We start from the raw sequence: 19287 nt of genomic DNA, 5'->3' as shown, positions 1-19287 counted from the left end.
CAGTTGGGCGGTGAAAAAGGCGTCATACCGCGCGTTTCCATGCCGTTTCCTTGGCGTTTGACCACGCGATTCCCGCCGTTCGCCACTTGCGCGCGGTACTCCGCGCCTTGTGCCCGTGCGTTATTGTTCGCTATCGCTCCCGCACGGATGCGAGGCGGAAGACCGCGCCGTCAAGGTCGATCGTGCCATCCGGGGCGATGGGCGCGTCGATCGTGATCGTGCCGGTGATGTGCAGATCCTTGCCGGCCCACCGGGGGCTGTTTGACGGCGGCGGTGTGATGCGGATCGTGCCGGATGCGGTCAGTCCGGTGGATTGCGCGGGCGGCTGGGTTGACCGGGGTGGCTGGGCTTGGACAGTCGCAGCCGTTGGTCTGGTTTGGGCCGCCGGAGAGGCCGGCTGATCGTCCGGGGCGGCGATCGGTACGTCGCGCAGCTGGGGGAGCGGCTGCGATCGGACGATCGGCGTCTCCTCGTGCGCGATCGAATCGCTCTGGGGGGTCGGTGCGATCGGTGCGGCGATGTCCGGCACGCCCTCCGGCTCGGCCAGACGATCCGCAAGTGATGTGGAGGGTTTCGCCGATTTGCCGGACGCATGATCGCGCGCGGGATGGTTACCGGGATCGGGCTTGGCGATCGAATCGGGATCGGCGCGCCCATCCAACACCAACTGCACGTCGGGCGGCACGTCGAGATCGCGCGCATATTCGGAGTTGATCAGCGACTGCCAGCCCTCCACAGGCAGATACCCATCGCGCGCGCCGGATCGGCAATCGCCCGCGTATGTGCGCGCCAGATCGTCCACCAGCTCGTTGCCGGCATTGCCCGCATGCCCCTTGACCCACACGAACTTCACCGGGCCGGGGCGTTTGGCGATCTCCGCGTCGATCGCCTTGATGAGCTCCACGTTCTTGACCGGCTTCTTCTGCGCATTCCGCCAGCCGTTTCGCTTCCAGCCCTTGACCCACTTGGTGGAGCAGTTGATCGCATACTGCGAATCGGTCTCGATCGTCAGCGGCTGCGGGCCCGGATGCGTGCGCAGCGCCTGCAGCACCGCGCACAGCTCGCCGATCTGGTTCGTGCCGTTCGTGGCGCCGCCTGCGTCATAGCCATGATCGTCATGCTCGTGGCCCGGGATGCCGCCGTTCCCGGCATGATCGTCATGATCGGCCCATGCCCAGCCCATTGGCCCGTTGGGGTTGCCCAGGGCCGAGCCGTCGGTGGAAACAACTATGGTCACAGTCCAGCTCCTTGCAGTGATCGGCAGGCAACCCCAACGGGCCCGTCGCCGCCTTGGTGGCGGCTCCCTTCGCCTACGGGCAGCCCGCTGGGCTTCCCGTTTGACGGCTCAGCATTGGGGTTGCCCGGGGCCGAGCCGTCGATGGAAACAACTATGGTCACAGTTCCGCTCCTTGCAGTGATCGGCAGGCAACCCCAACGGGCCCGTCGCCGCCTTGGTGGCGGCTCCCTTCGCCTACGGGCAGCCCGCTGGGCTTCCCGTTTGACGGCTCAGCATTGGGGTTGCCCAGGGCCGAGCCGTCGATGGAAACAACTATCACGTCAGTCATGTGCTCCACCCTATCTCACCCTCGGTCCCGCGTGCGGCGCGGCATCGGATCTGCTCATTCTGCACTCGCCCCGAAACAGAATGAGCAGATCGGATGTGTGAGAGGCCGAAATCGGCTGCAGGACATCGGATTTGCTCATTCTGCGTTGTATGCGGTGCAAAGTGAGCAAATCGGATGGGTGGAAACCTGTGAGAGGGCGAGGATTCCAGTTGGCTGCCGGCGGCGCACTGGATTTGCTCATTCTGCACGTACTGCGGGGCCCGCACAGGGCCCAAACTGGGCAGATCCGGGCGCTTGATTTGCAAACTGGGCAGACTGCGTCATCTGGGCCCCCAAATCGACCTCCAGATGACCGGATCTGCCCAGTTCGCAAAAACGGCGACCGGATCCTGCCCAGTTTGCATCCCGTCCAGTTCATGCGTACAGATCGGGTAGCGGATCGGGCGGCGAATCGGACATGCAGCAATCAGACGAGCGGCTCGAACAAATGCAAAGAACCCCGGCTCCGGGATGCAGATTGTGCATCCGGAAACCGGGGTCCTTTGCGCTCAGAGGAGGATCAAGGTGAGCCAGGCGTGGATCCGCGAGTCAGCGAATCAGCTCACTCGCCCAGCGCCTTGTCCACGACCTCCTCGGCCTCGGCGAGGACCTTGTCCAGCGCTTCGGGGGACTCGAAGGACTCGGCGTACACCTTGTAGATGTTCTCGGTGCCGGAAGGACGGGCCGCGAACCAGTTGTCCTTGGTGGTGACCTTCAGGCCGCCGATCTTGGCGTGGTTGCCCGGCGCCTCGGTGAGCTTGGCGGTGATGTCCTCGCCCGCGAGCTGCGTAGCGGTGACATCGTCGCCGGTGAGGGAGGCGAACTTCTGCTTCTGCTCGAGGGTGGTGGGGGTGTCCACGCGCTTGTACCAAGACTCGCCGAAGCGGGCCACCTGGTCCTTGTGCAGCTCGGCCGGGTTCTTGCCGGTCTTGGCGGTGATCTCGGCGGCCAGCAGGTCGGGGATCAGGCCGTCCTTGTCGGTGGTCCAGACGCGGCCGTCCTTGCGCAGGAAGGACATGCCGGAGCTCTCCTCGCCGCCGAACGCGACCTCGCCCTTGAACAGCGGGTCGACGAACCACTTGAAGCCCACCGGAACCTCGATGACCTTCGCGTTGATCGAGGCGGCCACGCGGTCGATCAGGGAGGAGGAGACCAGCGTCTTGCCCACGGCGGCACCCTCAGGCCAGCCCGGGCGGTTGCCGCCGAACAGGTACTCCACGCACACGGCGATGTAGTGGTTCGGGTTCATGACGCCCCAGTTCGGGCAGACGATGCCGTGGCGGTCGGCGTCCGGGTCGGTGCCGCCCACCAGATCGTACTTGTCCCACGCGCCGGCGTTGAGCTCGTCCACCAGGCCCTGCATGGCGTACGGGGAGCTCGGATCCATGCGGATCTTGCCGTCGTGGTCGATGGTCATGAAACGCCAGGTCGGATCGACCTCCGGACGCACCACACCGATGCTCAGGCCGTACTTCTCGTTGATGAGCGGCCAGTAGTTCACGGAGGCGCCACCGAGCGGGTCGATGCCCAGGCGCACGCCGGAGTTGCGGATCGCGTCGAAGTCGATCACGTTGTCCAGATCGGCCACGTAGTGCTCGCGGAAGTCGAAGCCCTCCACGAGGTCGGACTTGACGGCCTCCTCGTAGGGCACGCGCTTGACGGACTTGTAGTCGCCGAGCAGCTCGTTGGCGCGGGCGGCGATCGCGTTGGTCACGTCCGCCGGGGCCGGACCGCCGGTGACAGGATCGTACTTGAAGCCGCCGTCGGTGGGCGGGTTGTGGGACGGGGTGACCACGATGCCGTCGGCCAGGCCCTCGCCGGTGAAGCGCTGGGTGCCGTCGGCGGCGCGGTTGTGGGTCAGAATGGCCTGGGAGACCACGGGGGTGGGCACGAAGTCGCCGCGGGAGTCGACGCGCACGTGCACGCCGTTGGCCACGAGGACCTCGATGGCGGTCTTGCGGGCCGGTTCGGACAGCGCGTGGGTGTCGGAGCCGAGGTAGAGCGGACCGGTGACGCCGGCCTGCTTGCGGTACTCGGCGATGGCCTGGGAGATGGCCACGATGTGGGCCTCGTTGAACGAGGTCTTCAGGGACGATCCGCGGTGGCCGGAGGTGCCGAAGATGACGCGCTGCTCGGGCACGGACGGATCGGGGACGAGGTCATAGTACTTGCCGATGACTTCGTCGACGTTGATCAGATCAGCTGGGGTGGCGGGCTTTCCCGCATTGTTTGCAACCATAAACCCATATTGCCACCAAAATGCGACGGCAACGCTACGCACATGCGGACAGGGGGTGAACATCCGGGGACGGTTCGTTGCATTTTGCCGGATGTTCTCCCTCCGCCCGCGTGCGTGTCGCGTTGCCGTGTCGCAAAGGTCCGTGTCGCAAGGCCGCTGCGTCGTGGGACAGCCGTGTCGCGGGCCAACCCAGCCAGCCCGGCCCGCGACACGGCCGGGGTCGTCAGCGCCGGGTGAGCTCCTCCTCGATCTCCTCGAGGGACTTGCCCTTGGTCTCCGGCACGAAGCGCATCACGAACGGGATGGACAGCGCGGCGAACACGCCGAAGATCGCGAACGGGCCGCCCACGTTGTTGCCGAAGGCGTCCAGCAGCATGAGGAAGAACTGGGAGACGATGAAGTTGCCCAGCCAGTTGGCCGCGGAACCGAAGGAGGAGCCGATGCCGCGCACGGACAGCGGGAAGATCTCGCCGATCAGCACCCACGCGATCGGGCCCCAGGAGACCGCGAAGCCGAGGATGTAGAAGGCGATCAGGATCATGGTGGGCACGGCCAGCGCGGCCACGTCGCCCGTGAAGTTCATGACGGCCAGGATCGCCAGGGAGACGGTCATGACGATGGAGCCGAAGATCAGCAGCCTCTTGCGCGGGAACTTGTCCATGATCATGGTGGCCACGATCGTGGAGACGAAGTTGACCACGCCGATGCCCACGGACACCCAGATCGCGTCCGCCTCGGGGAAGCCGAAGCCCTTGATGAACACCTGCGGCAGGAAGTAGATCACCGAGTTGATGCCCACGAGCTGCTGGAAGAGCATGATGCCGATCGCCGCCACAAGCGCCGGCTTGGCGATGCGGAACAGCTCGCGCACGCCGCCCTTGGTGTCCTGCGCGGCTACGGCCTTGATCTCGTCGAGCTCCAGCTGGACCTGCGTCTGGTCCACATCCGTGCGGATCAGGGTGAGCACCTTGAAGGCGTTGCGCTCATCGCCCTTGTTGACCAGGTAGCGAGGGGACTCGGGCAGCAGGATGCCGCCGATCAGCAGCAGCGCGGCCGGCACGAGCGCCGATCCGAGCATCCAGCGCCAGTCGGCGAAGCCCAGCAGGTTGTGGTGCAGGAAGCCGAGGTTGGAGGCGTAGGCCAGCAGGATGCCGAAGGTGATCATGAGCTGGAAGAGCGTGGACAGGGAACCGCGGCGCTCCTTGGGCGCGAGCTCGGCCAGGTACGCCGGCGTGAGGGCGGACGCGGCGCCCACCGCAAGGCCCAGGATGATGCGGGCGGCCACCATCATCAGGAAGCCGGTGGCGGTGGCGCACAGGCCGGAGCCGAGCAGGAAGAGGATCGCGGAGACGATCAGCAGCTTCTTGCGGCCGAATCGGTCGGACAGTGCGCCGATCGACAGCGCGCCCACGCACGAGCCGATGAGCACTGACGACGTGATGAATCCGGTCTGCGAGACCGTGAGGTTGAAGTCCGCCTCGATGAGCGGGGAGGCACCGGAGATGATGCCGGTGTCGAAGCCGAAGAGCATGCCGCCGAGCGCGCCGAACGTGAAGATGAACGCGCTGTTGAGCGGGAACCTTGAGAAGCCCATGATGTCTGCCTTTCCATCGCCTTTGATGTCGCCCGGTTTTGCCTCGCCCCGAAAACGAAAAAGACCTGGGATTGCGCGGAACATCCAATTGTCCCACGCAATCCCAGGTCTTGCCTCAAGTCGAGTCACAATCCTGTGCGCAACGTATGTGTGGATTAGTATACGAGCTGCCGGGCTTCCCGTGTGCACGGCGTGTCGCGGCTACGGCCGCCTGCCATGCCGCCGTATACTGCGTTCCAACTTCCACTTCGCGAGGCGTGAGGTACAACAGCAGTACGGAGGGAGCCGCGATGGCTGAAGGAACCGCATCGCAGATCGTCGCCGCCCTGGGCGGGGCGGGCAACATCGTCGGCCTGACCCATTGCGCCACCAGATTGCGCTTCCAGCTTGTCGACGCCGGTCGGATCGATCGGGACTGCCTTGAACATCTGGATGGCGTGCTCGGCGTCGTTCCCCAATCCGGCGATCGCTGCCAGGTGGTGATCGGCGGCACTGTCGACGCGATGTACGACGAGATCACGCGGCTGCTCGGGGCATCCGATATCCGCCGGACCCAGACCATGCGATCGGCCCCGGCATCCGACGCGCGGACCCCGGCTGGGCCCGCGGATCGCGGCAGGATCGCCCGGCTGGACTCATTCTTCGAATATCTGGCCGACTCGTTCCGTCCGATTCTGGGCGTGCTGCTGGGCGCGTCCATCATCATCGCCCTGGTGAACCTGCTCATCTCCCTGGGGGTGATCGGCGGCGACGAAGGCAGCCCCTCGCTCATGTTCGTCAAGGCCATCTGGAAGGGCGTGTTCTATTTCCTGCCCATCATGGTCGCCTATAACGCGGCGGGCAAGCTCAAGGTGGATCCATGGCTGGGCGGGGCGATCATGGCCATGCTCATGACCCCGCAGTTCGCGGCCCTTTCGGATGCGGGCATGTGGGGGGACTCCGTCCGCTGCGTCCGGAACGCCACGCTGGGCACCACGGAATGCGTCGCCGCCGTGTTCGGCCTGCCCATGCAGCTGGCCGACTACTCCGGCAATGTGTTCGTGCCGCTCATGATGGCCGCGGTGCTCGCGTTCGTGTGCCGGAGGCTGAGACGAATCATCCCGGACGGCGTCCAGCTGGTGTTCGTGCCGTTCCTCTCCATGATCGTCGTGGGCGCGCTCACCGCCTTTCTGATCGGCCCGATCGGCGTGTGGGCGGGCAATGGTCTGGGCGTGGTGCTCGCGTGGATGAACATGCACGCGCCGTTCGTGTTCGCCGTCGCGCTGCCGCTGCTCTACCCGTTCCTGGTGCCGTTGGGACTGCATTGGCCGCTCAACGCCCTCATGCTGGTGAACATCCAGACGCTGGGCTACGACTTCATCCAGGGGCCCATGGGCGTGTGGAATTTCGCCTGCTTCGGCGCCACCGCGGGCGTGCTGGTCCTGGCCGTGCGCGATCACGACACGGAAATGCGCCAGACGGCCGTGGGCGCGCTCGCGGCCGGTCTGCTCGGCGGCGTGTCCGAGCCGAGCCTGTATGGCATCCATTTGCGGTACAAGCTTGTCTACAAGCGCATGTTGGTCGGCTGCGGCGCCGGCGGTGTGACGCTCGCCGCGCTGAGCTGGCTCTTCCCGTCCGTCACCGCATCCGGCCAGACGGTTCATGGCGTGACATCCACGGCCTTCGCGTTCTCATCGCTGATCACCATCCCGGTGTTCGATCGCATGTGGGTGTACGGCGCGTCCATCGCCGTCGCGTTCGCCGTGTCCATGGCGCTGATCGTGATGTTCGGCTATGGGACAACATCGGCACCCGTGGCGGATGATCGGCCCGTTCCGGACGATCGGCCCGTTTCCGACCCCGAACCCGTTCCGGCCGCCAACCCCGCGCCCGACCCGCGGGACGCCTCCACCCATGCGATCGCAGCACCGGTCACCGGCCGTGTGATCGGCTTGGATGCCACCGGCGACGCCGTGTTCGCCTCCCGTGCGCTCGGCGAGGGCATTGCGGTGATCCCGTCCGAATCCGTGGTCAGGGCACCCGTTTCCGGTACACTGAAGACGGTCGCCAGGACGGGCCACACCTTCGGCATCAAAACCGACGATGGCGTTGAGGTGCTGGTCCACATCGGCATCGACACGGTGAAGCTGGAAGGCCGCGGCTTTGACGTCGCGGTCGCCAAGGGACAGCGCGTCGGGGTCGGTGACAGGCTCGCCACGGTCGATTTCGACGAGGTGTCCGCCGCGGGCTGCGGCACCGCCGTCATCGTCACCGTGGTCAACAGCGCGGGTCTTGGCCGTGTCGTCCCGCTGACGGGCGGGAATGTCGCGGCCGGCGATACGGTGATCGAAGTGGAGCGCTGAACGGGCCGACGGGCGGCGATCGTGAGGAAGTGGGAGCCATGGAGATATTGCGTGTGTTCAACAACAACGTCGTGTTGGCCAAGGATGGCGACGGCGAGGTGATTCTCACCGGGCGCGGGCTGGGCTTCCAAGCCAAGCCGGGGCAGACCGTGGACCCCGCGAAGGTGGTGCGCAGGTTCGTGCCGACGGACGGGCGCGATCCCGATCATCTGGCGCAGATGGTCGCCGATGTGCCGCCCGAGATGATCCGCATGATCGGCGAGGCGATGCGCGACGCCGGCCTGCCCGAATCCGAAATCGACAGCCCCACGCTGGTCCTTGCGCTTTCCGACCACATCAACGGGGCGATCCAGCGGCTCGCCAAGGGCATCGAGGTGACCTATCCGCTCGTGGGCGAGATCAGCAATCTCTACCCGCAGGAATACGAGCGCGGGCGGGCCCTGCTCGCCGCGATCAATCGGCGTCTTGGCGCGCCCACCCTGCCCAAGGGCGAGGAGACCGCGCTGGCCATGCATCTGGTCAACGCCGGGTTCGCCACTGGGGATCTTTCCTATACCTATACGATGACCGGCGTGATCCAGCAGATGATCGACATCATCGAAAGCGCCTACGGCGTCAAACTGGATCAGGGATCGGTCAACGTGGGCCGATTCATCACCCATCTGCGCTATCTGTTCGTGCGCATCCACCAGCATCGCCAGCTGGCGGACGAACCCGAACCGGTGGTCAACGCGATCCGCGGCTCCTACCCGGACGCCCTGAAGTGCGCGCGGACCATCGCAGCCGTGCTGGAGCTGCGTCTCGATGCGGACATCACCGATGACGAGATCGCATATCTGGCCCTGCACGTGGCCCGCGTGGCCAAGAACGCGCAGGAGGACGCCGCCGCGCAGGAGAGTGCCGCCTAAAGGGCCATGAGGCCGGTCGGCTCGGCGGGAACCTCCGGCACGCGCACGCACAGGGCCTGCTTCTCGATCGAGAAGGCCACGTGGCGGGTCTCGCCCAGCACATCGCCATCCACCTGGGCCAACGCCGGGCGCTCCAGATGCAGCTCGGCCCGGCTGCCCTTGATCTGGTCGATGCGCGAATTGGTGGAGAACGGACTCTGCTTGGCCCGCCCGGTGATGGTCTGATGGACCACGTCGCCGAACAGGTTCGCCCATCCGATGATCCCGCCGGTGGTGTCGATGAGTTCGAAGTCGAGGTATCCGTCGTCGCTGACGGCTTCGGGCATGAGGCTCAGCGCGGGAAGCTGACCGCAGTTGCCCGCCATGAACGTGCGGAACGAGAGTCCGGTGGAGGTGCGCGTGTTGCCCCGCGGGTCGATGATCGTCAGATCGCCGCGGTTCTTGGGGGAGAAGAGGTGCTTGGTGGCGGACGCGAAATAGGCCAGCCAGCTGATGTTCTTTTTGAGCGTGGGGTTCGTGTCGTCGATCATCAGCGCGTCGAAGCCCACGCCTCCCACGATCAGGAAGCCGTGGTCGTGATCCGGCTCGTCGGAATCGAGCACGCACAGGCGGCCCATGTCCACATGCCGGCTGCCGTGCGACGTGGCCACGGTGAGCGCGGCCTCCACGTCGTCCACCGGAATGCCCATGTTGCGGGCGAACAGGTTGGCGGTGCCGATCGGCACGATCCCCATCGGGATGCCGTTGAACTTGGCCATCGCGGAGGCCACCGTGCGGACCGTGCCGTCGCCGCCCACCGCCACCACGGCCGAGGCGCCCTTGGCGATCGCCTCGCGCGCGCAGGCGTTGCCGTCCTTGTCCAGCTGCGTATCCACGAAGAAGTGATCGATGCCCTTGCCCGCGCAGAACGAAGTGATCCGCTCGCGCAGCTCCGCGGCCTGCGGCTTGGACGGGTTGATGACGAAGGCGTAGCTGACCTTCTTGATGTCGTCGTCGCGCTGCTCCACCACCGCATTGAGCTGCTGCCGCTTGCGGACACGCCAGAACATGAAAGTGGCCGCCGCGATGGCGATGACGATGGCGAGCACGCACAGCGTGATGATCAGCGGTTGGGGCATGGTGTCCATTGTGCGCATGGACCGGGCGGTCGATGGACGCGAATCGGGATTTGTGAACGATTCCTGCACGTGGGGCGGCGATGGGGGCGTCATGGATGGTTAGCTGTTACAGCAATTCGCCTTGGAACAGCTGGGAGTGAGTGCCGATACGCACCATTCGTATGACGGTGTGATCGCCGCGCCTCCAATACAGCACGAGTACATCGATGTCTCCGGCCAGATGAAACTCCCAGTGGCCGTTGTAGTTGCCGCCGGGATTGTCCAGTATGTGCGGACGATATCCCTCGGGAAGCTCTCCATTCTCATGCAACAGAAGGATGGCATCGTCCAAATCGTCGCACAGCTCGGGATGTGTGCGACTCAGCCACTCGTAATCGACATCGAATCGGGAATCGAATTTGATTGGGTAGGTCATCGTGCCTGCTCGCGCAGATGACGGAGATGGTTCCGTACCTCGGTTTCGGTCCGGCATTCCACAGCGTCGTCCGGGATCAATCCAAGTTCCTTGGCTTCGGCCTCCACCATCGCCCTGCGGGTTTCTTCGGTAGGCTCAAGTCGAATGCCCGCATAGCGTCGCGGTTTGAATGGCACACCGTCCTCGGCCAGCGACTGGCGCAGGAACATGTTGACGGCGGTGGTGAGATTCATGCCCATGGACTCGTAGAGGGCGGCTGCGCGCTCCTTGATGTCGTCATCGACGTTCATGATCAGTTTGGCCATGATGAGCTCCTTAAAGGTAGGTAGGCTATATCTATCATATATATGATAGGTGTCTCAGATGGAATTTCTGTAGAGCCGGGGCGTCTTGAGAGAGCAAATCACGTTTGCTGGTTATCGAACGATTCCTGCACGTGGGGCGGCGATGGGGCGCTGCTGCGGGCTTTCTGCTGCGGGCTTTCTGTGTCATCCTGAGCGCGACGAAGGATCCTTCGTCATTTCGCGTTGGTCATTGGTGCGAAGGGTTAAGGATCCTTCGACTCCGCCCTGCGGGCTGCGCTCAGGATGACGGAGGGGGCGCGGTGAGCTCCGCTCGGGATGATGGGAACCGTTCGCTTCGCTCGGGGATGGCGGAAACCGTGTTTGCATATATAGGACAGTCCTTGTGGCTGTCGGCTCGCGGCATTAGGCTGGGGGCCATGCTTGATATTCAATTCATTCGCGAACATGCCGACGTGGTGAAGGAATCGCAGCGCAAGCGCGGCGAGTCCGTGGAGCTCGTCGATGAGGTGCTGCGCTCCGACGAGGCCCGTCGCACCGCCCTCAAGGAATTCGAAGCCGCCCGCGCTCAGCAGAAGGAAATCGGCAAGAAGGTCGCCGCCGCCCCCGCGGAGGAGAAGGCCGCGCTGATCGCCGAGACCAAGGAGCTCGCCGCCAAGGTGGGCGAGTACAAGGCCGCCGCGGACGCCGCGTCCGAGGAATACACCACCGCCATGTGGAAGCTGTCCAACATCGTGGAGCCCGAGGCTCCCGAAGGCGGTGAGGATGATTACGTCGTCGTCAAGAAGGTCGGCCAGATCCGCGACTTCGAGGCCGAGGGCTTCGAGCCCAAGGACCACCTCACGCTGGGCGTGGGCGTGGCCGGCATCGATATGCGCCGCGGTGTGAAGGTGGGCGGCTCCCGCTTCTACTTCCTGCGTGGCCAGGTGGCCCGCATGCAGATCGCCATGCTCACCATGGCCGTCGATCAGGCCGAGCAGCACGGCTTCACCCTCGCCATCACCCCCACGCTGGTGCGTCCCGAGGTCATGGCCGGCACTGGCTTCCTGAATTCCCACGCGGACGAGATCTACCGTCTGCGCGAGCCCGATGAGCAGTACCTGGTCGGCACCTCCGAGGTGGCGCTCGCCGGCATGCACGAGAACGAGATCCTGGATCTGTCCAACGGCCCGCTGCGCTACTGCGGCTGGAGCTCCTGCTACCGCCGTGAGGCCGGCGCCGCAGGCAAGGACACCTCCGGTATCATCCGCGTCCACCAGTTCGACAAGGTGGAGATGTTCGTCTACACCAAGCAGGAGGACTCCTACGCCGAGCATCAGCACCTGTTGAGCATGGAGGAGGAGATGCTGGCCAAGGTCGAGGTGCCGTACCGCGTCATCGACACCGCCGCCGGCGATCTGGGCTCCTCCGCCGCCCGCAAGTTCGACACCGAAGCGTGGATCCCCACCCAGGGCCGCTACCGCGAGCTCACCTCCACCTCGAACTGCACTGAGTACCAGGCCCGCCGCCTCAACATCCGCGAGCGCACCGAGGACGGCTCCACCCGTTCCGTCTCCACGCTCAACGGCACGCTGGCCACCACCCGCTGGCTCGTGGCGATCCTTGAGAACCACCAGCAGAAGGATGGCTCCATCGAGATCCCGAAGGCCATGCGTCCGTACATGGGCGGCAAGGAAGTCATCGAGCCGACGAAATGGGAGGCCTGATCTTCGATCGGGCCTGCTGAGCTTGACTGAATTCAATCAAGTATGACCGAGTTAGACCGGGGGAGGGCCGTGTATCCCGTCTGTCCCCCGGTCTTCGCATAATTACGTGTCATGTGCTTTTGCGCATGCAATGGACAGATGTCTGAGCGGTCTAAAGAGACGGTCTTGAAAACCGTTGGAGCGCAAGCTCCCGCGAGTTCGAATCTCGCTCTGTCCGCATTACAGGGGTCCCGGCTCAATTGCCCGGGACCCCTTTTTTAATGAGCCATGTGCCACTCTTTACCATCGGTCGGAACAAGCCGGAACAAACCGGAACCGGCTAGCGATAAAGCGGAACGTTTGGTCCGTTTTTGGGCTCAAAATCAGGTCGAAAATGGGCCAAACGTTCCGGGCTGTGCTAGGAGTGCTGCGTGACGCGGGCGATGAAGAAGTTGGTGCAGTAGAAACGGACGAAATTCGGCCCAAAATCGGCCGTTTGTACTACAGTCGCTCGGGCGCAGCGTAGGGGATGCACGGGGTGCGCATTCGCATCCCCATCATGTGCGGCGAATGGTGGATAACCGCCCCTTGGCACCGGGGCGAATCCGGGTTGTCCACGATCGGCGTGGATGGGCCGAAGTCCGCCGCGGACTTGGTCACCAATCGGTGCACAGCATCGTGAACAAGTCCGCCGCAGTCCGGTGGAATCCGGTGCGAGCCACCGTTCATCCACACAATTCGTGCATAACGCGCGTTCCGATCCGACTTGGCCACAGCGCGGAACGTTTGGTCCGTTTTTGGGCTCAAAATCAGGTCGAAAACGGACCAAATGTTCCGCGCTGCGCCGGGAGCGGCACTGCGGCGTGCGCCCGGACCGTTAGAGTGGAGCCATGGCTGCTTATACCGATGTGATCTTCGATTTCTGCGACGTGCTGGTGGACTGGAGGCCTCGCATTCCGCTCGAGGGGCAGTACCCGCCCGGCGTGATCGACATGTTCTTCGATCGTGCGGACGAATACGGCTTCTGGCACTACGACGAGCTGTCGGATCTGGGTTGGAGCGAGGAGAGAATCCTTGCCGACTATGAGGAGCATCACGGGCCGGCCGTGGCATGGGTGTTCCGCATCTACTTCGAGCGTCAGCGGCTGGCGCTCGCCGGCATGCTGCCCGGTATGGAGGCGCTGCTGCGCGATCTGGACGCGGCCGGCGTGCGCTGCTGGGGCCTGACCAACTTCACGGTCAAGTACGTGGAGGCCGCGCGCGAGCAGTTCCCCGCACTGTCTCTGCTGCGCGATGTGGTGGTCTCCAGCGCCGAGCGGATCCACAAGCCGGACCCGGAGATCTACCGCCGTGCGATCGCGCGGTTCGATGTGAATCCGGCCACCACCGCGTTCGTGGACGACAAGTCGTACAACGCGGCCGCCGCCACCGAAGTGGGACTCCACGGCATCCAATTCACCGGGGCCGACGATCTGCGCAAACTGCTCCTGCCCTAGTTCGGTGGAATCGGCGCTCTGGAATCTGTTCGCCGGAATCGGTGATACTGCGCTATACGATCCGCCGATCGGCCGCCCATAGCGTCAGTTCGGTGCGGTTGGACAGCTGCAGCTTGCGCAACACGTTGCTCACATGCGTCTCCACGGTCTTGATGGAGATGAACAGCTCGGCAGCCACCTCCTTGTACGTATACCCGCGCGCGATGAGCCGCATGACCTCCTGCTCGCGCGACGACAGCCTGTCCAGCTCCTCGTCGTGCGCGGAGGAGTGGCCAGAGGTCGTCGTCCCAGCACCAGCACCAGTGCCTGAGGCGGCCCCGGTCGCTCCAATCGTCCCGGTCGCTCCGCCAACCGCCGCGGAGCCACCCGCCGAGCCCGGCCCCGCGCCCGATCCTGCGCCCGCCACAGAGTCCGCGGCCTGGAACGTGGACAGCACGAATCCGGCCAGTTTGGGCGAGAACACCGCGTAGCCCTCATGCACCTGCCGGATCGAGGAGATCAAATCGCCGCCGGAGATGGTCTTGGTCACATAGCCTCGGGCGCCCGCGCGGATCACCGAACCCACATCCTGCGGCGAATCGGACACGGATAGCGCCAGAAACGCGGATTCGGGGGACAGTGGCAGCGATTTTCGCAGGATCTCCGCGCCTCCGCCGCCCTCGCCGCCGGGCACATGGACGTCGAGAAGCACCACATCCGGCCGCGTATCGGCGATCATCGCCACCGACCCTTCCACGTCCGGCGCCTGTCCCACGATCGAGAACTCGTGCTGCAACGTGGCGATCACACCGGCGCGGAACATCTCGTGATCGTCCACCACGGCCACGCGGATCGGCCGCGATTCCTTCGATTCGCCGCTCATGCGTTCTCCTTCCCCGTCGTCTGCGCCCCGACCGGCATGTGCATGCGTACCTCGGTGCCCCAGCCGGGTCTTGACACGATCTCCACAGTACCCCCGCGCCGCTGGATGCGCCCGATGATCGACTCGCGGATGCCCAGCCGGTCCGGCGGAATCGCATCCACGTCGAAACCGCTGCCATGATCGCGCACGAACATCTCCACCTTGCCGGGCTGGCCGGCTGCCCCGGGCTGGGCCTCGCAGTACACGCTGATCGGCTCGCCGCCGTGCGTGACCGCGTTGAGCAGGGCCTGCGCGGTGGCGTCGAGCAGCGCGTCGGTCTGGGCGCTCGGACGCGCGTCGCCCACGGTCACCACCTCCACCGGTTTGCCGTGCTCGTCCTCGATCCGCGCGGCCAGTTCCTTCACGCCGGCGCTCACCGATCGGTCCGACGTGGTCCGCTCCTGGTACAGCCATTCGCGCAGTTCGCGTTCCTGCGATCGGGCCAGCGTGAACACGGTCTGCGGTTCATTACTATGCAGCTGGATCAGGGCCAGCGTCTGCAGCACGCCGTCGTGCAGATGGGCGGCCATGTCCGCGCGCTCCTCCTCGCGTTCCTTGGACGCCTGCTCCTGACCGAGCCGCCGGGTCATGGTCATCATCCACGGCACCATCATCAGCCCCACGGCAGCCAGCGTCGCCACCACCGCCAGCACCGCGCGGAGCATATCGTCCGGCTCTCGGAAGTTGGTGACCGCGAACAGCGCCACCGCGGCCACCAGCAGGGCCACGCCCACCAGCAGGGATCGCATCTGCAGGGCCGGGTCGTTGACGTGCAGCCATGCGGCGCCCACGGCGGCCATGGCCAGCATGATCGGCGCGATGAGCGAAACGGGGGTGCCGGTGGCGAGCAGCACCGCGCACAGTGCGATCAGCGCCACGCCGGCCAGGGCGATCAGCGACGATGCGGGAGCCCGTCGGATCGCATCGGCGAGGCTCTCCGAACCGGTGGCATCACCGCTAGTCTCGTCCCGTTCGTCCAATGAATCATCTGTGCCGGGCTTGCCGGCATCCTCGCGTCCGGGTCCCTTGCCGCTCGGAGTGACGATGCCCTTGGCGATCGGCATGGTGGAGACGGTGGCGTCCCTGGCCTGACGCTGGGCGATCGCCACCGGATCGCCGCTGGGCATCATGACCCACAGGAACGCGTACGCCACCACGCCGGCGCCGAACGCGCACGCGGCGATGACGAACAGCAGCCGCACCACCCAGACCGGCGCACCCACATGCAGGGCGACGCCACGGCACACGCCGCACAGCACGCGGCCGCGGTTGGGGCGCGCAAGGGGCAGTCTGGCCGGTTTGAGCGGCGGGGGAGTGGGCTGCGGATCGGATGCGTTCATAGTTTCATTATTCCGCGCATCCGGGCTTATACACGGGTCCGCGCATGGTTTTCAGGGAGGAATCAGGGTGTCCCCTGATGGTTCGCCATGAATCGGCTTGCTGTAATGGAATCATGAGTAACAATACGAACGTTCCCCCGCAGCATGGTCCTTCCCGGGGCGCGCAGGACCCGTCGCAGACGAGTCAGCCTCCCTATGCCCCCGGTCCCCAGTCATTCCCGCCGCAGTCCGGTCAGGGCGGCGGCCCTGACGGCAACGCACTGAACGATTTCTTCTCCTGGGTGCGTTCCTCGCGCGTCGTCCGATCGCGTGACCGATGGGTGGCCGGTGTGTGCGGAGGCCTTGCCGAACGGCTGGGGTGGAGCCCCACCCTGGTGAGGGCCCTGATGCTTGGCGCCGTGCTTCTGGGAGGCTTGGGGGCGGCGTTCTACGCCTTCGCGTGGTTGCTGCTGCCGGACCGCGACACCGGCGAGATCTACGGCGAGGAGCTGGTGGCCGGCCATTTCGATTGGAGCATGCTCGGCATGCTGGTGCTGCTGGTGTGCACGATCCTTCTGCCCGGCGTGGGGTTGGCGGCCATCGTGGTCGCGCTGGCGGTGGGCTTCGTGCTGTTGCAGTGGAGCCGTCGCGAGATCGAAAAGGGGCGCTGGAGCGGCATGACCGGCAACGGACCGTTTGGGCCGGTTGGGCCGACGGCTCCGGCAAGCCCCGTTCCGGTCGGTCAGTGGCAGCCCGTCGGTCAAGGGCAGCCGGCTCATCAGGCCGCTCAGTCCGTATGGCCCGCCCCTACGCCCGGTTCCGTCCCGTTCCCTGGCCCCGCTCCGGTTTCAGGCCCTGTGCCGTCCGTTGCATCCGGGATGCCGGCCGCTTCCGCCCAACCGATGGCTTCCATGCCCGGTCCCGCACCAGCCGTTCCGGGAGCCGCCGCGCCTGCAGCCGCATCGGCAATGTCCGGTTCTGTGTCTGTGCCGTCAGCTATGCCCGTGCCGCCCGCGCCGCTTGATCCGCGCAGATCGGGCAAATCCACCCGTCCGCACGTGCTGCGCCGCAAGCCCGCCGGATTCGCGATGGTCATGATCTGCCTTGGCCTGATCCTCATCTCCGGTGCAGTCGTGTTCATGCAGGCATCCGCCGGCAACGTCACGCTGACTGAACAGCTGCGCATGATGCTCATCTGGTCGTCCGCCGTCTGCCTGGCATTGGGTGCGATCGTCTTCATACTCGGCTGCATGGGGCGACGATCGGGCGGTCTGATCCCCGTTTCGCTCCTCGCCGCCACCCTGGCGATCGTGATCGGCATGTACGGTGCGGTGTTCAACTACTCGACCACTTCGTACGGCCGCCTGACCCAGGGCATGACCGTGCAGTCGGTGGGCGACTACGACACGATCGCCGTGACGTCCGCGACCATGAAGCAGCTTGTGCAGGGCATGTCGTTCGAAGGGCACGACGATCAGCAGCCGTGGAAGATGGTGGGCGGCGACGTCTACCCGGGGGCGATCGGGGACAACAGCTCCGATCTCAACATCGACATGACCCGCTACGCGCAGAACAACGGCACGCATACGATCACGCTCAACAGCGGCGGCAAGCGCACCTCCACCTGCCCGGTCGGCACGATCAACGTGGCCGCGCGCTTCACCGACGTGTCGATCGTGCTGCCCGACGGCTGCACCTATGAGCTGCAGGCCGACGTTGCCGCGTTCCGTGACCGCAGCAGCGACGGGGTGAACGGCCAAGCGCTGGTTGGCTCCACAATGTCCTACGACGATGCGATGGCGGTCGTCAACCGATCGTACGGCATGGTGACCGCCCCATGGACGTTCGGCGTCGGCGTCATGCCATCGTTCACGCAGCCGCATGCGTCCAGAAGCTGCACGTGGAAGGACGATTCGGGATCCAGCGATTCCGACAGCACGTCCGACGACATGGAATGCACGGTGAAAACCGACGACCACTACGACTGGTTGCTGGGGCGCTCCTCCGACCCCGAGGAACCCGAACTCGTGATCCACGTATCCGCGCTGATGTCCGCGAGGATCGGCGTGGAATACCAGTCCACCACCAGCCTGCCCGGCTATAACAACTGAAGCGAAGGAAGCCCGAGATGAGCAACCAGGACGATTACAAGACCACGGAACTGCCCAGGCCCGCGCATGCGGTGGACGATGACGCGCCCACGCGCACGCTGCCCGCCACCATGGCCGATTTCGAGGTGCATGACGATTACGCCTCCACGGATGCGGAAACCACGCAGCTCATCGAGCCGCGCGCCGCAGGGACCCGGGGCGCGCAGGCCGATGGGGAGGCCACCACCGTGCTGTCCCTTGCGGACGGTTCGGCCGTTGACGGGGGCTTGGGGGAGACGACCGCCGTGACGCCGGTGCAGGATGGTCCGGTCGATGCGCCCACCGAGACGTTGCCGGCCACGCCCGGTCCGGAGGATGAGCCTACGCAGGCGATGCCTGTCGTGTCCGGCCCCGATGACGAATCCACGCAGGCGATGTCGGCGGTGGATGAGGATGTGACGCGTCCTGTGGCGGTGGATGCCGTGCCGATGGGCGTTGCGATGGTGGATGCTGGGCAATCGGATGGGGAAGCCGGTTTATCGGCGGATGATGAGCGGGATGCCGACGATGTCGACACTGACGATGTCACTGCCGGCGATGGCGTCGTCGCCGGCATCGCTGAGGACGCAGATGATGCCGATCACGCCGATGCCACTGAGGATGCCGAGAATGCCGGGGATGCCGAGGAAACCGGCCAGTCGGAGACGCCAGCCGACCAGCCGGCCGCCGCGCCGCCCCACCCCTCGTCGATCTTCCCCGAATCGGTGCTTGCCCAGCCCATCTTCGCGACTGCGGTGCCGTCGTCACCGGATCCGGCCCCGAAGCCGGTATCTGGGGCTGCGCCGGCGTCTCCATCGCCCGCCGTTTCCGAATCGCGGCGCGAGATCCCATACCTCACGCGCACGCTGCCCACGCAGGGCGGGGTGCCACTGTACTCCGCGCAGCCGCCAGCCGGAAGCGCCAACGATCCGAACGTGCATCAGGTTCCACGTGAAACCGCGGCACCGGACGAGGAACCGCCAGCCATCCGTAAAACCGGTCCCAGCGCCGCCACGATCACCTTCGGTGCGATTCTGCTGCTGATCGGAGGTCTGGCGATGGCATTCGCCGTCCAGTTTCCGTGGTGGGCCCCGCAATTCGCGTACGATTGGCGCGTCGCCATCGCGCTGGGGTGCGGCGCCTTGGGCGCGGTGCTGATCGTCGTGGCCATTGCATGGTCCGTCATCGGCCTCCTGCGCAAGAAGTAGGAGGCGTCCTGAGCGGAGCGTCCCACC

The 19287-nt window shown here is 65.4% G+C and carries 14 protein-coding genes and 1 tRNA gene; 7 read left to right on the top strand and 8 right to left on the bottom strand.

Features of this window, described 5'->3' with window-relative positions; translation table 11 throughout:
• Window positions 1-130: 130 nt before the first annotated feature.
• From EMO90_RS03885 to EMO90_RS03875, 3 genes are all read right to left on the bottom strand, one after another.
• The gene (locus EMO90_RS03885; protein ID WP_150353328.1) at window positions 131-1237 is read right to left on the bottom strand and encodes a ribonuclease H family protein; all 1107 of its coding nucleotides are present in this window, start codon (window positions 1235-1237) and stop codon (window positions 131-133) included.
• 929 nt (window positions 1238-2166) lie between these two features.
• Window positions 2167-3843 (bottom strand): phosphoglucomutase (alpha-D-glucose-1,6-bisphosphate-dependent), encoded by a 1677-nt coding sequence (gene pgm / locus EMO90_RS03880; protein ID WP_150354944.1) that lies wholly within the window; start codon window positions 3841-3843, stop codon window positions 2167-2169.
• Between the two features lie 223 nt (window positions 3844-4066).
• On the bottom strand, window positions 4067-5437 hold the full coding sequence (locus EMO90_RS03875) for a sugar porter family MFS transporter (protein WP_150354943.1): 1371 nt from the start codon (window positions 5435-5437) through the stop codon (window positions 4067-4069).
• A 290-nt stretch (window positions 5438-5727) separates the two neighbouring features.
• Between EMO90_RS03875 and EMO90_RS03870 the strand changes: the two genes are divergently transcribed.
• The gene (locus tag EMO90_RS03870; protein ID WP_150354942.1) at window positions 5728-7779 is read left to right on the top strand and encodes a glucose PTS transporter subunit IIA; all 2052 of its coding nucleotides are present in this window, start codon (window positions 5728-5730) and stop codon (window positions 7777-7779) included.
• 38 nt (window positions 7780-7817) lie between these two features.
• On the top strand, window positions 7818-8687 hold the full coding sequence (locus EMO90_RS03865; protein WP_150354941.1) for a PRD domain-containing protein: 870 nt from the start codon (window positions 7818-7820) through the stop codon (window positions 8685-8687).
• Here the strand turns inward: EMO90_RS03865 and EMO90_RS03860 are convergent.
• The 3 genes from EMO90_RS03860 to EMO90_RS03850 form a co-directional block, all read right to left on the bottom strand.
• Complete coding sequence (locus EMO90_RS03860) at window positions 8684-9805, bottom strand: diacylglycerol/lipid kinase family protein (RefSeq protein ID WP_190972105.1); 1122 nt, start codon at window positions 9803-9805, stop codon at window positions 8684-8686. The two genes, EMO90_RS03865 and EMO90_RS03860, sit on opposite strands and share 4 nt — an antisense overlap.
• A gap of 106 nt (window positions 9806-9911) precedes the next feature.
• A complete protein-coding gene (locus EMO90_RS03855; RefSeq protein ID WP_150354940.1) occupies window positions 9912-10220 on the bottom strand; it encodes a type II toxin-antitoxin system mRNA interferase toxin, RelE/StbE family in 309 nt (102 codons plus the stop codon).
• Complete coding sequence (locus EMO90_RS03850; RefSeq protein ID WP_190972104.1) at window positions 10217-10525, bottom strand: type II toxin-antitoxin system RelB/DinJ family antitoxin; 309 nt, start codon at window positions 10523-10525, stop codon at window positions 10217-10219. The genes EMO90_RS03855 and EMO90_RS03850 overlap by 4 nt, the downstream gene beginning before the upstream one ends.
• A gap of 416 nt (window positions 10526-10941) precedes the next feature.
• On the opposite strand from EMO90_RS03850, the gene serS reads away from it, so the two are divergent.
• The 3 genes from serS (at window position 10942) to EMO90_RS03835 (ending at window position 13703) form a co-directional block, all read left to right on the top strand.
• A complete protein-coding gene (gene serS / locus EMO90_RS03845) occupies window positions 10942-12228 on the top strand; it encodes a serine--tRNA ligase (protein ID WP_150354939.1) in 1287 nt (428 codons plus the stop codon).
• A 132-nt stretch (window positions 12229-12360) separates the two neighbouring features.
• Window positions 12361-12445 (top strand) — tRNA-Ser (locus EMO90_RS03840).
• Between the two features lie 652 nt (window positions 12446-13097).
• On the top strand, window positions 13098-13703 hold the full coding sequence (locus EMO90_RS03835) for an HAD-IA family hydrolase (protein ID WP_150354938.1): 606 nt from the start codon (window positions 13098-13100) through the stop codon (window positions 13701-13703).
• Window positions 13704-13755: 52 nt separating this feature from the next.
• Here the strand turns inward: EMO90_RS03835 and EMO90_RS03830 are convergent, their stop codons facing one another.
• Together EMO90_RS03830 and EMO90_RS03825 are read right to left on the bottom strand one after the other, a co-directional pair.
• The gene (locus EMO90_RS03830; RefSeq protein ID WP_150354937.1) at window positions 13756-14565 is read right to left on the bottom strand and encodes a LuxR C-terminal-related transcriptional regulator; all 810 of its coding nucleotides are present in this window, start codon (window positions 14563-14565) and stop codon (window positions 13756-13758) included.
• Window positions 14562-15944 carry an ATP-binding protein gene (locus tag EMO90_RS03825; RefSeq protein ID WP_150354936.1) on the bottom strand — a complete coding sequence of 461 codons (1383 nt, stop codon included), beginning with the start codon at window positions 15942-15944 and terminating at the stop codon, window positions 14562-14564. The genes EMO90_RS03830 and EMO90_RS03825 overlap by 4 nt, the downstream gene beginning before the upstream one ends.
• A gap of 113 nt (window positions 15945-16057) precedes the next feature.
• On the opposite strand from EMO90_RS03825, the gene EMO90_RS03820 reads away from it, so the two are divergent.
• Both EMO90_RS03820 and EMO90_RS03815 read left to right on the top strand, forming a co-directional pair.
• Window positions 16058-18034 (top strand): PspC domain-containing protein, encoded by a 1977-nt coding sequence (locus tag EMO90_RS03820; protein WP_190972103.1) that lies wholly within the window; start codon window positions 16058-16060, stop codon window positions 18032-18034.
• A 17-nt stretch (window positions 18035-18051) separates the two neighbouring features.
• Window positions 18052-19260 carry a hypothetical protein gene (locus tag EMO90_RS03815; protein WP_150354934.1) on the top strand — a complete coding sequence of 403 codons (1209 nt, stop codon included), beginning with the start codon at window positions 18052-18054 and terminating at the stop codon, window positions 19258-19260.
• The last annotated feature ends 27 nt before the right edge of the window (window positions 19261-19287 follow it).

The sequence above is a fragment of the Bifidobacterium vespertilionis genome (assembly GCF_008698145.1).
Classification (GTDB): Bacteria; Actinomycetota; Actinomycetes; order Actinomycetales; family Bifidobacteriaceae; genus Bifidobacterium; species Bifidobacterium vespertilionis.
This window is presented reverse-complemented; position numbering and strand designations above follow the sequence as displayed.

Bases quoted from the DNA above. Each gene is read 5' to 3' on its own strand.
- EMO90_RS03870 (WP_150354942.1), top strand. From the start codon at position 5,728: ATGGCTGAAGGAACCGCATCGCAGATCGTCGCCGCCCTGGGCGGGGCG.
- EMO90_RS03850 (WP_190972104.1), bottom strand. From the start codon at position 10,525: ATGGCCAAACTGATCATGAACGTCGATGACGACATCAAGGAGCGCGCA.
- EMO90_RS03835 (WP_150354938.1), top strand. From the start codon at position 13,098: ATGGCTGCTTATACCGATGTGATCTTCGATTTCTGCGACGTGCTGGTG.
- EMO90_RS03875 (WP_150354943.1), bottom strand. From the start codon at position 5,437: ATGGGCTTCTCAAGGTTCCCGCTCAACAGCGCGTTCATCTTCACGTTC.
- serS (WP_150354939.1), top strand. From the start codon at position 10,942: ATGCTTGATATTCAATTCATTCGCGAACATGCCGACGTGGTGAAGGAA.
- EMO90_RS03865 (WP_150354941.1), top strand. From the start codon at position 7,818: ATGGAGATATTGCGTGTGTTCAACAACAACGTCGTGTTGGCCAAGGAT.
- EMO90_RS03820 (WP_190972103.1), top strand. From the start codon at position 16,058: ATGAGTAACAATACGAACGTTCCCCCGCAGCATGGTCCTTCCCGGGGC.
- EMO90_RS03815 (WP_150354934.1), top strand. From the start codon at position 18,052: ATGAGCAACCAGGACGATTACAAGACCACGGAACTGCCCAGGCCCGCG.
- EMO90_RS03830 (WP_150354937.1), bottom strand. From the start codon at position 14,565: ATGAGCGGCGAATCGAAGGAATCGCGGCCGATCCGCGTGGCCGTGGTG.
- EMO90_RS03855 (WP_150354940.1), bottom strand. From the start codon at position 10,220: ATGACCTACCCAATCAAATTCGATTCCCGATTCGATGTCGATTACGAG.
- EMO90_RS03825 (WP_150354936.1), bottom strand. From the start codon at position 15,944: ATGAACGCATCCGATCCGCAGCCCACTCCCCCGCCGCTCAAACCGGCC.
- EMO90_RS03860 (WP_190972105.1), bottom strand. From the start codon at position 9,805: ATGCCCCAACCGCTGATCATCACGCTGTGCGTGCTCGCCATCGTCATC.
- pgm (WP_150354944.1), bottom strand. From the start codon at position 3,843: ATGGTTGCAAACAATGCGGGAAAGCCCGCCACCCCAGCTGATCTGATC.